The following is a 15,716-nucleotide window of genomic DNA, read 5'->3' as shown; positions in this document are numbered from 1 at the left end:
GATGAGTATGTATTTAAAATCAGCCAGTTAAAGATAAAAACACTCAGTAATTAATCAATAAAAAAACCTTCTCATCTCACCTATCCGCTTGAATATGACAACTTTTATCCCTGTTGTCGCACCATTGTCATATTTGCTACAGCCATGAAAAAAGCCGGCACAGCGGCCGGCTTTTAGAGGCTAACAGAAGCGAGTTACTCTACCGTGACAGACTTCGCCAGGTTACGCGGCTGGTCAACGTCGGTGCCTTTGATCAGCGCCACGTGGTAAGACAGTAGCTGCAACGGCACGGTGTAGAAGATCGGGGCCACGATTTCTTCAACGTGCGGTAACGGGATGATGGTCATGCCTTCGCTGCTGACAAAGCCGGCATCCTGATCGGCGAACACGTACAACTGACCACCGCGTGCGCGCACTTCTTCAATGTTGGACTTCAGCTTTTCCAACAGTTCGTTATTCGGCGCCACCACAATCACCGGCATATCGGCATCGATCAACGCCAGCGGGCCATGCTTCAGTTCACCGGCCGCATAGGCCTCAGCGTGAATGTAGGAGATCTCTTTCAGCTTCAGCGCCCCTTCCATCGCGATCGGGTACTGATCGCCACGGCCAAGGAACAGTGCGTGATGCTTGTCGGAGAAGCCTTCCGCCAGCGCTTCAATGCTTTTATCCAGCGATAGCATCTGTTCGATACGCGCCGGCAACGCCTGCAGGCCGTGCACGATTTCATGCTCAACGCTTTCCGCCATACCTTTCAGTCGGCCCAAACGCGCCACCAGCATCAACAGCACCGCAAGCTGGGTGGTAAAAGCTTTGGTGGAAGCCACACCGATTTCGGTACCGGCCTTGGTCATCAGCGCCAGATCGGATTCACGCACCAGTGAAGAACCGGCCACGTTACACACCGCCAACGAACCGAGATAACCCAGTTCCTTCGACAGGCGCAGTGCCGCCAAGGTATCGGCGGTTTCACCGGATTGCGACAAGGTAATGATCAGGCTGCCCGGACGTACGGCAGATTTGCGATAACGGAATTCTGACGCGATCTCCACGTCGCAAGGCACGCCGGCCAGCGATTCGAACCAATAGCGGGCAACCATGCCGGAGTGGTAAGAGGTCCCACAGGCAATGATTTGCACGTGCTGCACCTTCGCCAACAGTTCGTCGGCACGCGGGCCCAGCTCGCTCAGGTTGATTTTGCCCTGGCTGAAACGCCCTTCCAGGGTGTTCTTCAGCGCCAGTGGCTGTTCGTAGATCTCTTTTTGCATGTAGTGACGGTAGGCGCCTTTGTCACCGGCGTCGTACTGCACCTGGGATTCAATTTCAGGACGCTCAACGGCGTTGCCCTGCTTATCGAAAATGTTGACGGTGCGGCGAGTCATCTCCACCACGTCACCTTCTTCCAGGAAGATAAAGCGACGGGTTACCGGCAACAGCGCCAGTTGATCGGAAGCCAGGAAGTTTTCGCCCACGCCACGGCCGATAACCAGCGGGCTGCCAGAGCGCGCAGCCACCAGCACGCTAGGGTCGCGGCTGTCCATCACCACGGTGCCGTATGCGCCACGCAACTGAGGGATCACCCGTTGAACCACCTCCAGCAAGGTACCGCCCTGGCGCTGTTCCCAATGCACCAGATGAGCAATCACCTCGGTGTCGGTTTCAGAGCTGAAGTGATAACCGCGTTCAATCAGCAGTTCACGCAGCGGTTCGTGGTTTTCGATGATGCCGTTATGCACCACCGTAATGTAATCAGAAACATGCGGGTGCGCGTTAGCTTCGGTAGGTTCACCGTGCGTTGCCCAGCGGGTGTGAGCAATACCGGTGCCCCCATGCAATTCATGTTGTTCAGCGGCTTCGGCCAGTTTGTTAACTTTGCCCACGCGACGTAAACGGCTGACGTTACCTTCGGCATCCACCACCGCCAAACCGGCTGAGTCGTAGCCACGGTATTCAAGGCGGCGTAGCCCTTCCAACAGAATCTCTGCAATATCACGTTGCGCTACTGCGCCTACAATTCCACACATCAGTTGTATTCCTAATTAAACGCCTTTCGGGGCGCTTTCGATGTCTTGACCTGATTTTGCCGGTTTTTACCGTGCGTCCCCGAGCCTGTAGAGAATGGGGATTATCCTCTTCATCTTTCGAGCTGCTGCGTTGTTGGCTGCGAGTGCTCATCCCAGTCACTTAGTGAACTAAGCTCCTGGGAATTCACTCTCTTACCGCCTAGCAGCAGCTCAAAATCTATTGAGGACTTTTATGTTTTGTATTGGGCTCGTAAGCAGAACCCAACGAAAAACACACTAGTTACTTCTTCTTGACCGGGCGCTGCCAACCCTGAATGTGCACCTGCTTGACGCGGCTCAGCACCAGTTCGTCTTCGCCGATATCACGGGTCACAGTAGTACCGGCGGCGATGGTAGAGCCTTTGCCGACGGACACAGGTGCCACCAGCTGGGTGTCGGAACCGACAAACACACCATCGCCGATGATGGTTTTATGCTTGTTGGCGCCATCATAGTTACAGGTGATGGTACCGGCACCGATATTCACATCGTCGCCAATCTCGGCATCACCCAGGTAGCTTAGATGACCCGCTTTGGACCCTTTACCCAAACGCGCCTTTTTCATTTCGACGAAGTTGCCCACATGGGCACCCACTGCCAGTTCAGCACCCGGACGCAAGCGGGCAAAAGGACCCACGGTGCATTCCGCTGCCAGCACGGCATCTTCCAGCACGCTGTACGGACTGATTTCGCAGTCATCACCGATCACACAGTTTTTCAGCACGCAGCCGGCACCGATTTTCACTCGATCCCCCAGCTTAACTGTGCCTTCAATAATCACGTTGGCATCAATAGAGATGTCGCGACCGTGGACAAGTTCCCCGCGCAGGTCAAAACGCGCCGGATCCAGCAGCATAACGCCAGCCAACAGCAATTTTTCAGACTGTTCTGCCTGGTAGATGCGCTCAAGCCGCGACAGTTGCAGGCGGTTATTCACACCTTCCACTTCGCTCAGGCGTGACGGATGCACGGCTTCAATTTTCTTGCCGTCGGCATGGGCCAGCGCAATGATATCGGTGATGTAAAACTCACCCTGTGCATTGTCGTTGTTCAGCATTCCCAACCAGCGCTTCAGATCGCGCCCGTTAGCCACCAGGATACCGGTGTTGATTTCATTAATCTGGCGCTGGATTTCGCTAGCATCCTTGTGCTCAACAATGCCCACCACCTGGTCGTTCTCACGCACGATACGCCCGTAGCCGCTCGGGTCAGCCAGCTTCACCGTCAGCAGGCCAATGCCGCCCTGTGGCTTCGCGGCCATCAGACGCTGCAAAGTATCGACAGAAATCAGCGGGACGTCGCCGTACAGCATCAGCACGTCTTCATCATCGGCAAAATGCGGTGCCGCCTGCTGCATGGCATGGCCGGTACCCAATTGCTCGGCCTGCAGCACCCAGTTGAGTGCGCCGTCGGTCAGGGTGTTTTTCAGCAGATCGCCGCCATGGCCATACACCAGATGGACGTTTTTCGCGCCCAGTTTCATCGCGGCATCAATGACGTGCTGCACCATCGGCTTGCCGGCCAACGGATGTAATACCTTGGGAAGATCGGAATACATGCGTGTTCCCTTGCCCGCGGCGAGGATCACCACACTCATTGCGCTGTTCGACATAAGCAACCTGATAACTCCATTTTGATAGACGAAAGTAGAACCCTTTAGTGACGATATTACTACATATTTCTCTGCACGAACCCAGTGTAGGCCATGGGGCACTAGGCACACAGCAATTAACACTCACATAACCCGGCAGTGGGCAGAACTGTCGGCGATCGGAGACATTTTCAGCCCCAACGGGGGGTTATACATCACCATACTCGCCGGACTGAAACGCTTATTTTAAAGCAAAAAAAAAGCGACCCAATAGGCCGCTTTCTTAATTTTGGTTGCGTTATACACGCGCCAAAATATTACATCGATCTTCTGGTGAGCTCGATAACGCGCAGTTTCGCGATCGCTTTCGCCAGTTCTGCAGATGCCTGAGCATAGTCGACATCGCCATGAGAGCTGCTGATATGCTCTTCAGCTTTACGCTTAGCTTCCAGCGCTCTCGCTTCGTCGAGGTCCGTTCCACGGATAGCAGTGTCAGCCAGCACGGTGACCACGCTCGGTTGTACCTCAAGGATACCGCCGGACAGGTAGATGAACTCTTCTTCACCGTGTTGTTTAACAATACGCACCATGCCAGGCTTGATGGCAGTCAGCAGCGGCGCATGGCCAGGGAAAATCCCCAGTTCGCCTTCGCTACCTGTCACCTGGATCTTTTGCACCAGGCCGGAAAACATGTGTTTTTCCGCGCTGACTACATCCAGATGGTAAGTCATAGCCATATCACCCTCCTCTCAAGACGTTACAGTTTCTTGGCTTTTTCCACTGCTTCTTCAATGGTGCCAACCATGTAGAACGCTTGTTCAGGCAGGTGGTCATAGTCGCCGTCCATAATGCCTTTGAAACCACGAATGGTGTCTTTCAGCGATACGAACTTGCCCGGAGAACCGGTGAAGACTTCTGCCACGAAGAACGGCTGAGACAGGAAGCGTTGGATTTTACGCGCACGGGATACGACCAGTTTGTCTTCTTCAGACAGCTCGTCCATACCCAGGATTGCGATAATATCTTTCAGTTCCTGATAACGTTGCAGAATGGACTGCACGCCACGCGCTACATCGTAGTGCTCCTGGCCAACCACCAGCGGATCCAACTGACGGCTGGTGGAATCCAGCGGGTCAACGGCCGGGTAGATACCCAGAGAAGCGATATTACGGCTCAGTACCACAGTTGCATCCAAGTGAGCAAAGGTGGTGGCTGGTGACGGGTCAGTCAAGTCATCCGCAGGGACGTAAACGGCCTGTACGGAAGTGATAGAACCGGTCTTGGTAGAGGTGATACGTTCTTGCAGAACGCCCATCTCTTCCGCCAGCGTTGGCTGATAACCTACTGCCGATGGCATACGGCCCAGAAGTGCGGACACTTCGGTACCGGCCAGGGTGTAACGGTAGATGTTATCAACGAACAGCAGAACGTCACGGCCTTCGTCACGGAATTTCTCCGCCATGGTCAGACCGGTCAGAGCAACGCGCAGACGGTTACCCGGTGGCTCGTTCATCTGGCCGTAAACCAGGGATACTTTGTCCAGTACGTTGGAGTCGTTCATCTCGTGGTAGAAGTCGTTACCCTCACGAGTACGCTCACCCACGCCTGCAAACACGGAATAACCAGAGTGCTCGATCGCGATGTTACGGATCAGCTCCATCATGTTTACAGTTTTGCCTACGCCCGCACCACCGAACAGACCCACTTTACCACCCTTGGCGAACGGGCAGATCAGGTCCATAACCTTGATACCGGTTTCCAGCAGATCCTGGGAGTTGGCCAAATCTTCGTAGCTTGGCGCCGGACGGTGAATTGCCCAACGTTCTTCTTCGCCGATATCGCCTTTCATGTCGATTGGTTCACCCAATACGTTCATGATACGGCCCAGGGTAGCTTTACCTACCGGTACTTCAATCGGGTGGTCCAGGTCAGTCACTTTCAGACCGCGACGCAGACCATCAGAGGTCCCCATTGCGATACAGCGAACCACGCCACCGCCCAACTGTTGCTGAACTTCCAGCACCAGCTTATTGGTGCCGTTTTCTACCTCAAGAGCGTTGTACACTTTTGGTACGGCATCCTGAGGGAACTCGACGTCCACTACGGCGCCGATTACCTGGATAATCTTTCCAGTAGCCATCTTGAATCCTCTACGTAATTCGTAAACCTAGCTTAAACCGCGGAGGCTCCCGAAACGATCTCGGTGAGTTCCTGAGTGATGCTGGCCTGACGAGCCTTGTTGTATACCAACTGCAGCTCTTTGATCAGGCTACCGCCGTTATCGGTTGCGGCTTTCATCGCTACCATTCGTGCGGCCTGCTCGCTGGCCAGGTTTTCCACGACGCCCTGATAAACCTGAGATTCCACATAGCGGCGCAGCAAGGTATCAAGCAGCACTTTTGGATCGGGTTCATACAGGTAATCCCAAGATTTTTTCTTCAGCTCACCGTCATCGGCAGGCGGCAACGGCAGCAGCTGAACGATCTGTGGTTCTTGGGACATCGTATTGATAAATTTGTTACTGACAATGTACAGCTTGTCCAAACGACCTTCGTCGTAGGCTTGCAGCATCACTTTCACCGGGCCGATCAGCTCCGACAGGGAAGGGTTATCCCCCATGCCGGTAACCTGGGCAACCACGTTGCCGCCCACGGAACCAAAGAAAGAAGCCGCTTTAGAGCCAATCAGTGCCAAATCAGTTTCGACACCTTTTTCGGACCAGCCTTTCATCTCTGACAACAGCCGCTTGAACAGGTTAATGTTCAAGCCACCACAGAGACCACGGTCAGTAGACACCACCAGATACCCGACGCGCTTAACATCACGCTCATCCAGGTACGGGTGCTTATATTCCAGATTACCTAACGCAAGGTGACCAATCACTTTGCGCATGGTCTCTGCATAAGGACGGCTGGCCGCCATGCGTTCCTGCGATTTACGCATCTTGGAGGCGGCGACCATTTCCATCGCTTTAGTGATCTTTTGCGTGTTTTGCACGCTCGCGATCTTACTACGTATCTCTTTTGCGCCGGCCATGTCTGCTTCTCCTCATTGCCAGACGGCCTGCTGTCTTACAACTGCAGGCCGCTGAGCGTTACCAGGACTGGGTTTTCTTGAAGGTCTCGAGGATGCCTTTCAGCTTGCCCTCGATCTCATCGTTGAAATTGCCAGTTTGGTTGATGTGGTTCAGCAACTCGGCATGCTCGCGATCTGCGTAAGCAACCAGCGCGGCTTCGAAGCTCACGACTTTCGCGACTTCAACGTCGTTCAGGAAGCCACGTTCTGCGGCAAACAGCACCAGAGACTGTTGTGCGACGGACATCGGCGCATACTGTTTCTGTTTCAGCAGCTCGGTCACTTTCTGACCGTGGCTCAGCTGTTTGCGGGTCGCATCATCCAGATCGGAAGCGAACTGAGAGAACGCAGCCAGTTCACGGTACTGTGCCAGCGCGGTACGAATACCACCGGACAGTTTTTTCATGATCTTGGTTTGCGCTGCACCGCCCACACGGGATACGGAGATACCCGGGTTAACTGCCGGACGAATACCGGAGTTAAACAGGTTGGATTCCAGGAAGATCTGACCATCGGTAATCGAGATTACGTTGGTCGGAACGAACGCGGAAACGTCACCTGCCTGGGTTTCAATGATCGGCAGAGCCGTCAGTGAACCGGTTTGGCCTTTGACTTCACCTTTGGTGAAGGCTTCAACGTAGTCGGCGTTAACACGCGCAGCACGCTCCAGCAAACGGGAGTGGAGGTAGAATACGTCGCCTGGGTAAGCTTCACGACCTGGTGGACGACGAAGCAGCAGGGAGATCTGACGGTATGCAACGGCCTGTTTGGACAGGTCATCATAAACAATCAGCGCATCTTCACCGCGGTCACGGAAGTATTCACCCATCGCACAACCGGCATATGGCGCCAGGTATTGCAGTGCAGCGGACTCGGACGCGGTAGCAACCACAACGATGGTGTTTGCCAGTGCGCCGTGCTCTTCCAGTTTGCGCACCACGTTAGCGATGGTGGACGCTTTCTGGCCGATAGCCACGTAAACACATTTGATGCCGGAATCGCGTTGGTTGATGATCGCATCGATCGCCAGTGCAGTTTTACCTGTCTGACGGTCACCGATCACCAGCTCACGCTGGCCACGGCCGATTGGGATCATGGCGTCAACAGATTTGTAGCCAGTTTGAACCGGCTGATCTACGGACTGACGCTCGATAACACCAGGGGCAATAGCTTCAACCGGGGAGAAACCGTCGTTATCAACCGGGCCTTTACCGTCGATAGGTGCGCCCAGGGTGTTAACTACACGGCCCAGCAGGCCACGGCCAACCGGAACTTCCAGAATACGGCCAGTACATTTTACCTTCATGCCTTCGGCCAGATCCGCGTACGGACCCATAACCACGGCACCTACGGAGTCGCGCTCCAGGTTCAATGCGATTGCATAACGGTTGCCTGGCAGCGCGATCATTTCGCCCTGCATAACTTCGGCCAGACCGTGTACGCGGATGATCCCGTCACTGACGGAAACAATAGTACCTTCATTGTGAGCTTCGCTCACCACATTGAACTGAGCAATGCGCTGCTTGATCAGTTCGCTGATTTCGGTGGAATTCAGTTGCATGCTCCAGTCCCCTTAAGACTGCAAGACGTCTGCCAGGCGTTCTAGACGACCGCGAACGCTGCCATCAATCACCATATCGCCAGCACGGATAATTACGCCGGCCAGTACAGACTTGTCAATTTTGCAATTCAGCTTAACTTTGCGTGACAGACGTTTTTCCATCGCAGCGACAATATTAGCCTGCTGCTTGTCGCTCAGTGCGCTCGAAGAGAGCACGTCGACTTCGACGGTGGATTCCAGCAAGGCGCGCAGTTCGATGAACTGCTGCAGCACCGCAGGAAGAACCAGTAAACGTCCATTTTCGGCCATTACACGGATAAAGTTCTGGCCATGTTCGTCGAGTTGTTCGCCACATACCGCGATGAACGTTCTGGACAGCGTCTCCGGCGCGACAGCACCAGCCAGCAGTTCAGAAATCTGTTCATTGCGAGTGACATCAGCAGCAAACGCCAGCATATCCTGCCAGCGCTCCAAGCTTTGATGCTCAACGGCAAAGTCAAAAGCTGCTTTGGCGTAGGGGCGAGCTACAGTTACAAATTCAGACATCAGCCCCTCCCTCCTTACAGTTCAGCGACCAGTTTATCTACGATGTCGCTGTTAGCAGCTTCATCCACGGAACGTTCGATGATCTTCTCGGCGCCGGCAATTGCCAGCATCGCGACTTGCTTACGCAACTCTTCACGAGCGCGCTTACGTTCGGCTTCGATCTCAGCCTGAGCCTGCGCCACGATTTTGTTACGTTCCTGCTCGGCTTCCGCTTTCGCTTCATCCATGATCTGAGCTTTGCGTTTGTTTGCTTGCTCGATGATCACCTGAGCTTCTGCTTTAGCAGTTTTCAGCTGGTCGGTCGCATTGGCTTGCGCTAAGTCCAAATCTTTTTTGGCACGTTCTGCAGAAGCGAGACCGTCAGCAATTTCTCCCTGACGCTTCTCGATGGCTGCCATGATCGGCGGCCATACGTACTTCATGCAGAACCAGACAAACAGAACGAACGCGATGGCCTGGCCGAGGATTGTTGCGTTAAGATTCACAGCACAATGCCTCTTTAAAAGTTAATAGTGTGGTTTCAGTGTAGAGAAATTCTCTACTTACGCGACAGCAAACATCACGTACAGACCCAGACCAACAGCGATCATCGGGATGGCGTCAACCAGACCCATAACGATAAAGAACTGTGTACGCAGCAAAGGAATCAGGTCAGGCTGACGTGCAGCGCCTTCCAAGAATTTACCACCCAGGATGCCGATACCGATCGCAGCACCGATTGCCGCTAAACCCATCATCACAGCGGCAGCCATGTACAGCAGATCCATACTCAGGTTTTCCATGACAGTCTCCAGTTTGTTTCAGTTTAAAAGTGTAAGTGTTTTAAGAAAATCAGTGCTCTTCAGATGCCATCGACAGATAGACAATCGTCAGAACCATGAAAATAAAGGCTTGAAGCGTAATGATCAGGATGTGGAAAATGGCCCAAGGCACATTAAGAAGCCACTGTGACCACCACGGCAACAAACCGGCAATCAGGATGAAGATCAACTCACCCGCATACATGTTGCCGAACAGTCGCAGGCCGAGTGAAACAGGCTTGGACAGCAGGCTGACACCTTCAAGAATCAGGTTGATTGGAATGAATAACGGATGGTTGAACGGCTGCATGGTTAACTCTTTAACGAACCCACCAACGCCTTTCATTTTGATGCTATAGAACAGAATCAGGATAAATACGCCTAACGCCATCGACAGCGTAATACTTACGTCTGCGGTAGGAACAACACGCAGCGCCGGCAAACCAAACACATGTTCGCCAATAAACGGCAGAAGATCGATTGGCAACAGATCCATCATGTTCATCAGGAATACCCAGACGAACACTGTCAGCGCCAGCGGAGCAATCACCTTGCTCTTACCGTGATACATATCACGAACGCTGCTGTCGACGAAGCCCATGATAAGTTCGACGGCAGTTTGAAGTTTCCCCGGTACACCACTGGTCGCTGTATTAGCCACTTTCTTGAAAATAAACAAGAAAACAGCTCCCAACAAGACAGAGAAGAACAATGAGTCAATGTTCAACGTCCAGAATGTCGGGTTACCAGAGTGTGGTTCAACTAACTGAAAAGTACGCAGATCCAACTGAAGGTTATTCAGATGGTGGCTGATATAGTCCTTTGCAGTCCCATTTTCTCCAGATGCAGACATGATGCCTCTTACCCTTTTAGTTAAGTTCGGTAACTGTTAATCACGGCCGGTGCCACTATCTGCACCACTAACACCGCTAAATAGGTCAGGCCAAGCGGTAAAAATGCCGCTTTGAACACCCCAAGCGCCACGATCAACAAAACTATGGTGATCAAGACCTTTAATCCCTCGCCGATAGCGAACGACCAGGCAACCCGTCCGGGTGCCGGCGTCTGCGCCTGATGGCGCAAGGCAAACAGCATAAACATGGTACTCGGCAACCAGGCAGCGAGACCGCCCGCCAGCGCCGAACCGCTCCATTCCAGGCTTTTCAGACCGAAAGCAGCGCTGATCAGAACAAAAGTCATTAACTGCAGAAACAGCAATTTGCGAGCAACTTTTCCGCTGTAAAGGGACACAGACATGACGTTTGTTCTCTCCGTACCCCAGAGGGGGTATGCTGAGTGACGTATAAAACGGTCTTTACTGCTCTGAGTCAAGCAGCAAAAAACGAGCAAATTATACGGGGCATACCAACGAATTCAATCGATAAGTAGCGAAAAGGTGAACAATTATTTAAATTCTCCCATTTCAGGCTATTTTCACAAGAAAACGGTCGGAATAATAGGGCTCATTTAATTGTCTGATTATTCCAGTGTTACAGCAAGAAACGTGTAGTTGCTCACAATAATACCTATTACTGATTTATAGCCCAGGGTCGGTTAAAGCGTCTTTAGCAAATCGGGCGATCAAAAAGATATTATAAATCATAATATTACAAATTAACTGTTCAAAAACAATCCGTATACCCACTAAAAACCTTTTATTGACAGCTTCGGGGATAGTATTCCAACAGCTAATTAACATTAGCAGCAAAGCAGGATCCTTCACTTATCGTTGCTAACGTAACTATTACGATCTGCAATTACCCTATTGTCGCCAATTAGCGCCTATTTTTGTGTTAATAAAAAGTAAATTAACTAAAAAAACCACCTATTGATTAGCCTGCTTACTTTAACCATTGCCACTATATTTTAATTCGCGCTTACTTGATCAAAAACAAACTCAGTTTGCCTTAAGTACCACTAGGTGACGTTCACCTTCGAGTTCCGGTACCTGTAGACGAACCACCGATTCCAGTTCGATGCCTTCAGGCAACTGCGCCAGTTCTTCATCTGGACGCACGCCTTTCAGCGCGTAGAAACGCCCCTGCCCTTTTGCCGGCAAATGGTGACACCAGGTAAGCATATCCTGCAGCGAAGCAAAGGCACGGCTGATGACACCATCGAACGGTGGCTCAGCGGGGAACGCCTCAACACGGCTCTGTACCGGCTCAACGTTGGTCAAACCCAGTTCATGCTGAACCTGTCGCAGGAAGCGCACGCGCTTGCCCAGGCTGTCGAGCAAGGTGAAATGGGAATCAGGACGAACAATCGCCAGCGGAATGCCTGGTAAGCCAGGACCAGTGCCAACATCGATAAAACGGCTGCCCTGCAGATGCGGGTTTACCACGATGCTGTCGAGAATATGGCGCACCAGCATTTGTTGTGGATCACGCACCGAAGTGAGGTTATACGCCTTGTTCCACTTATCCAGCATGCCAACATAGCCCAGTAACTGCTGTTTTTGCCGATCGGGAAGCGCAATGCCTGCCGCTTTGAGCAACGAATCTAATTTTTTCTGCACAACGTGTCCTCAAACTGGCGCGCAACGGCAAGCCAGGTAGGGCTGGCCAAGGAGGTGGCCATGATAATTCAGGTCCGAAAAGATGTCAGCGGCCGTTTGCTCATCAAATCAACAAACGGCCACCCAAAAACGGGATTTATGCGCTGCGGCGCAGCAGCCCCTGTTTTTTCAGCCAAATCAGCAAAATGGAGATCGCCGCCGGCGTGATGCCGGAGATGCGTGAAGCCTGGCCGATCGAGTTTGGTTTATGATCATTCAACTTGGCGATCACTTCATTCGACAGACCAGAAACCTGTTGGTAATCGAGATCCAGCGGCAGCACGGTGTTCTCATTGCGCTGCTGTTTTTCGATCTCTTCCTGCTGACGAACAATGTAGCCTTCGTATTTCACCTGAATCTCAACCTGCTCGGCGGCCTGGGTATCGGCCAGTGGCGGAGCAAATGCCGCAACGGAGGTCAATTGGGTGTAATCCACTTCCGGACGGCGCAGCAGTTCTTCACCGTTGGCCTCGCGCGACAGTGGTGCTTTCAGCAGCGCGTTCACCTGCTCGACGTTCTCGGCGTGCGGGTGCATCCAGATATCACGCAGGCGCTGGCGTTCCTGTTCGATGCGCTCCAGCTTTTCGCTAAAGCGTGCCCAACGGGCATCGTCCACCAGACCCAGTTCGCGGCCTTTTTCCGTCAGACGCAGATCGGCATTGTCTTCACGCAGCATCAGGCGGTATTCGGCGCGTGAAGTGAACATGCGGTACGGCTCTTTGGTGCCCAAGGTGCTGAGGTCGTCCACCAACACACCCAGATAAGCCTGATCGCGACGTGGCGACCAGCCTTCGTCTTCGTTGGCGTAACGTCCAGCATTCAGACCGGCCAACAGGCCTTGTGCAGCTGCCTCTTCGTAACCGGTGGTGCCGTTGATCTGGCCAGCGAAGAACAGGCCCTGGATAAATTTGCTTTCCAGCGTCGGCTTCAAATCACGGGGATCGAAGAAATCGTATTCGATGGCATAACCAGGTCGAATGATTCGGGCGTTCTGCATCCCTTCCATCGAATGAACGATCTGCATCTGTACGTCAAACGGTAGACTGGTGGAGATGCCGTTTGGATAAATTTCATTGCTGGTCAGGCCTTCCGGCTCGAGGAAGATCTGGTGTGCGTTACGATCGGCAAAGCGCATCACCTTGTCTTCGATCGACGGGCAGTAGCGTGGTCCGATCCCTTCGATGATCCCGGCGTACATCGGGCTGCGATCGAGGTTATTACGGATCACGTCATGGGTTTTTTCGTTGGTGTAGGTGATGTAGCACGCCATTTGTTCCGGGTGTTGCCCGGCGTTGCCCATGAACGAAAATACCGGGATCGGTGTGTCACCGTGTTGCGGTGCCAGTACGCTGAAATCAATGGTGCGTGCATCGATACGCGGTGGCGTACCGGTTTTCAGACGGTTAACCCGCAAAGGCAATTCACGCAGTCGCTGTGAAAGCGAGATCGACGGAGGATCCCCGGCACGGCCACCGCTGTAATTTTCCAGGCCGATGTGGATCTTGCCGTCCAGGAAGGTGCCTACGGTCAGCACGACCGCCTTGGCGCGGAATTTCAGTCCCATTTGGGTAACGGCACCGACAACGCGATCGTTTTCCACAATCAGATCTTCGACGGGCTGCTGGAAGATCATCAGATTTGGCTGGTTCTCCAGAGCAGTACGTACCGCTTGGCGATACAGCACTCGGTCAGCCTGAGCTCGGGTGGCTCGTACCGCAGGGCCTTTGCTGGCGTTTAGTATCCTAAACTGGATGCCGGCATGATCGATCGCCGTGGCCATCAGCCCGCCAAGTGCATCAATTTCCTTAACCAGATGCCCTTTACCAATACCGCCAATCGCCGGGTTGCAAGACATTTGCCCCAGGGTATCGATATTGTGAGTCAGTAATAAAGTCTGACGTCCCATACGTGCCGCAGCCATAGCGGCTTCGGTACCGGCATGGCCACCACCGATGATGATGACGTCAAATTGCTCTGGATAAAACATGGAACTGCACCTCGTCGTATTGCGAACGATCGTTGTATTGCCCTGGGATGGAGGATTCTACTCAAGTTTAGTCGATCGACCAAGTGGTCAGGATCCTTGAGTAATTAAAAGAAGATCTTTTTATTTAAAGATCTCTTTATTAGATCTCTTATTAGGATCGCGATCTTCTGTGGATAAGTGATTATTCGCGATTGAGATCAGCTAATTAAGGAGGATCGTTAGCTGTGAATGATCGGTGATCCTATGGCTTATAAGCTGGGATCTAAATGGCATGTTATACACAGGACAAAAAGCGACCTAAGGTTGTTATTGGGATAACTACTGCTTTTACCCTGCTTTTAAGCATAGTTATCCACAATCGTTCGGGTGATCTTTGAACAAATTAGAGTAAATTAATCCAATTTTTCACCCATTCCTCTGCCGGATCCTCAGGAATTTCGTGTTCAGTCACGTCGATCTCGAGCCGATCGCCGATCCTTTTCGCTCCACGAGCAATCAGAAGATCGTCGATCCGTTGGATCGCACCACAGAACGTATCGTATTCAGAGCTGCCTAAACCGACTGCACCAAACTGCACCTGAGATAAATCAGGAAGCTGTTCTTCTATTTGTTCCAGTAGAGGTTGCAGGTTATCCGGTAAATCGCCGGCACCGTGGGTAGAAGACACCACCAGCCAGCGTCCGGACAGGGTCAATTCATCCAATTCAGGGCCATGCAGGGTCTCGGTCGTAAAGCCTGCTGTTTCCAGCTTTTCAGCCAAGTGCTCGGCTACGTACTCGGCACTGCCAAGCGTACTGCCACTGATCAGAGTAATGTCTGCCATGAAATGAATGATCCCAGCCTTCTCAAAGTGGCAGCATTGTACGCTGTGAATCGGCTGGGATCTACCTGTGGATAATATGGGTATAGTAATTAGTTGGCTAGGGAGTGATGGTACGCATGATGGGGTTCTGCAGCGAGATCAGGGTTTCAGTAGACTGGATCTCGTCAATCGTCTGGATCTTGTTGATAAGTACTTGTTGTAACGCATCTATCGAGCGGCACATCACCTTGATAAACACGCTGTAGTGGCCGGTGGTGTAATAGGCCTCGACCACTTCCTCCAGGCTTTCGAGCTTTTTCAGCGCGGAGGGATAGTCTTTAGCACTCTTTAATATAATGCCGATAAAACAACAGACGTCGTAACCCAGGCGTTTGGGGTTCACGTCGACCCGCGCACCGGTGATGATACCGGCCTGCTTCATCTTCTCTACCCGCACATGAATGGTGCCGGGACTGACGGCAAAGTTTTTCGCCAGTTCGGCATAAGGTGTGCGTGCATTCTCCATCAAGGCGTTAAGGATGCCGCGATCGAGATTATCGATCTGATAATTTTCAGCCATTTAATCCCCCACTAATTGCTGATTGTTGAATTATTACCGCATCAAAATGAACGATTAAAAGTGAAAAGGCAATATTGATTAGCGGATATTGAATTGTAGTGCCGTTCTGTTGCTTAATCGTTGGCAACAGAAACAGGTTTATAAGAGATACGGC

The 15,716-nt window shown here is 52.3% G+C and carries 15 protein-coding genes; all 15 read right to left on the bottom strand.

Translation table 11 applies throughout. The features are described 5' to 3' along the window. Positions 1-194 precede the first annotated feature (194 nt). The 15 genes from glmS to asnC all read right to left on the bottom strand — a co-directional run bounded on the left by glmS (position 195) and on the right by asnC (position 15,562). Positions 195-2,024: a glutamine--fructose-6-phosphate transaminase (isomerizing) gene (gene glmS, locus F8R23_RS21185; RefSeq protein ID WP_112349478.1), complete on the bottom strand. Its 1,830-nt coding sequence runs from the start codon at positions 2,022-2,024 to the stop codon at positions 195-197. 280 nt (positions 2,025-2,304) lie between these two features. Further along, positions 2,305-3,675, bottom strand: coding sequence for a bifunctional UDP-N-acetylglucosamine diphosphorylase/glucosamine-1-phosphate N-acetyltransferase GlmU (gene glmU / locus F8R23_RS21180; protein ID WP_151415965.1), 1,371 nt, complete (start codon positions 3,673-3,675; stop codon positions 2,305-2,307). A gap of 296 nt (positions 3,676-3,971) precedes the next feature. Beyond that, positions 3,972-4,391 carry a F0F1 ATP synthase subunit epsilon gene (locus F8R23_RS21175; RefSeq protein ID WP_004950490.1) on the bottom strand — a complete coding sequence of 140 codons (420 nt, stop codon included), beginning with the start codon at positions 4,389-4,391 and terminating at the stop codon, positions 3,972-3,974. 20 nt (positions 4,392-4,411) lie between these two features. Continuing rightward, on the bottom strand, positions 4,412-5,794 hold the full coding sequence (gene atpD, locus F8R23_RS21170) for a F0F1 ATP synthase subunit beta (RefSeq protein ID WP_085120117.1): 1,383 nt from the start codon (positions 5,792-5,794) through the stop codon (positions 4,412-4,414). 32 nt (positions 5,795-5,826) lie between these two features. Beyond that, positions 5,827-6,690 (bottom strand): F0F1 ATP synthase subunit gamma, encoded by an 864-nt coding sequence (gene atpG, locus F8R23_RS21165; protein WP_085120116.1) that lies wholly within the window; start codon positions 6,688-6,690, stop codon positions 5,827-5,829. A 58-nt stretch (positions 6,691-6,748) separates the two neighbouring features. Continuing rightward, entirely contained in the window at positions 6,749-8,290 is a 1,542-nt protein-coding gene (atpA, locus tag F8R23_RS21160) for a F0F1 ATP synthase subunit alpha (RefSeq protein ID WP_085120115.1), read from the bottom strand. A gap of 12 nt (positions 8,291-8,302) precedes the next feature. Further along, the gene (atpH, locus tag F8R23_RS21155) at positions 8,303-8,836 is read right to left on the bottom strand and encodes a F0F1 ATP synthase subunit delta (RefSeq protein WP_151415964.1); all 534 of its coding nucleotides are present in this window, start codon (positions 8,834-8,836) and stop codon (positions 8,303-8,305) included. A gap of 14 nt (positions 8,837-8,850) precedes the next feature. Beyond that, positions 8,851-9,321 carry a F0F1 ATP synthase subunit B gene (atpF, locus tag F8R23_RS21150; RefSeq protein WP_004950476.1) on the bottom strand — a complete coding sequence of 157 codons (471 nt, stop codon included), beginning with the start codon at positions 9,319-9,321 and terminating at the stop codon, positions 8,851-8,853. 57 nt (positions 9,322-9,378) lie between these two features. Beyond that, a complete protein-coding gene (gene atpE, locus F8R23_RS21145; RefSeq protein ID WP_004093904.1) occupies positions 9,379-9,618 on the bottom strand; it encodes a F0F1 ATP synthase subunit C in 240 nt (79 codons plus the stop codon). Between the two features lie 49 nt (positions 9,619-9,667). Continuing rightward, entirely contained in the window at positions 9,668-10,489 is an 822-nt protein-coding gene (gene atpB, locus F8R23_RS21140; RefSeq protein ID WP_112349480.1) for a F0F1 ATP synthase subunit A, read from the bottom strand. 20 nt (positions 10,490-10,509) lie between these two features. Next, the gene (gene atpI / locus F8R23_RS21135; RefSeq protein ID WP_085120112.1) at positions 10,510-10,893 is read right to left on the bottom strand and encodes a F0F1 ATP synthase subunit I; all 384 of its coding nucleotides are present in this window, start codon (positions 10,891-10,893) and stop codon (positions 10,510-10,512) included. A 640-nt stretch (positions 10,894-11,533) separates the two neighbouring features. Continuing rightward, on the bottom strand, positions 11,534-12,154 hold the full coding sequence (gene rsmG, locus F8R23_RS21130; protein ID WP_112349481.1) for a 16S rRNA (guanine(527)-N(7))-methyltransferase RsmG: 621 nt from the start codon (positions 12,152-12,154) through the stop codon (positions 11,534-11,536). 136 nt (positions 12,155-12,290) lie between these two features. Further along, a complete protein-coding gene (mnmG, locus tag F8R23_RS21125; RefSeq protein ID WP_129937734.1) occupies positions 12,291-14,180 on the bottom strand; it encodes a tRNA uridine-5-carboxymethylaminomethyl(34) synthesis enzyme MnmG in 1,890 nt (629 codons plus the stop codon). A 382-nt stretch (positions 14,181-14,562) separates the two neighbouring features. Next, complete coding sequence (mioC, locus tag F8R23_RS21120; RefSeq protein ID WP_129936185.1) at positions 14,563-15,003, bottom strand: FMN-binding protein MioC; 441 nt, start codon at positions 15,001-15,003, stop codon at positions 14,563-14,565. Between the two features lie 97 nt (positions 15,004-15,100). Further along, the gene (gene asnC, locus F8R23_RS21115) at positions 15,101-15,562 is read right to left on the bottom strand and encodes a transcriptional regulator AsnC (RefSeq protein WP_004950461.1); all 462 of its coding nucleotides are present in this window, start codon (positions 15,560-15,562) and stop codon (positions 15,101-15,103) included. Between the last annotated feature and the right edge of the window lie 154 nt (positions 15,563-15,716).

It is taken from the genome of Serratia proteamaculans (assembly GCF_008830365.1).
Classification (GTDB): Bacteria; Pseudomonadota; Gammaproteobacteria; order Enterobacterales; family Enterobacteriaceae; genus Serratia; species Serratia proteamaculans.
Note: the sequence above shows the minus strand (reverse complement) of the source record. Positions and strands in the feature narration are given on the sequence as shown.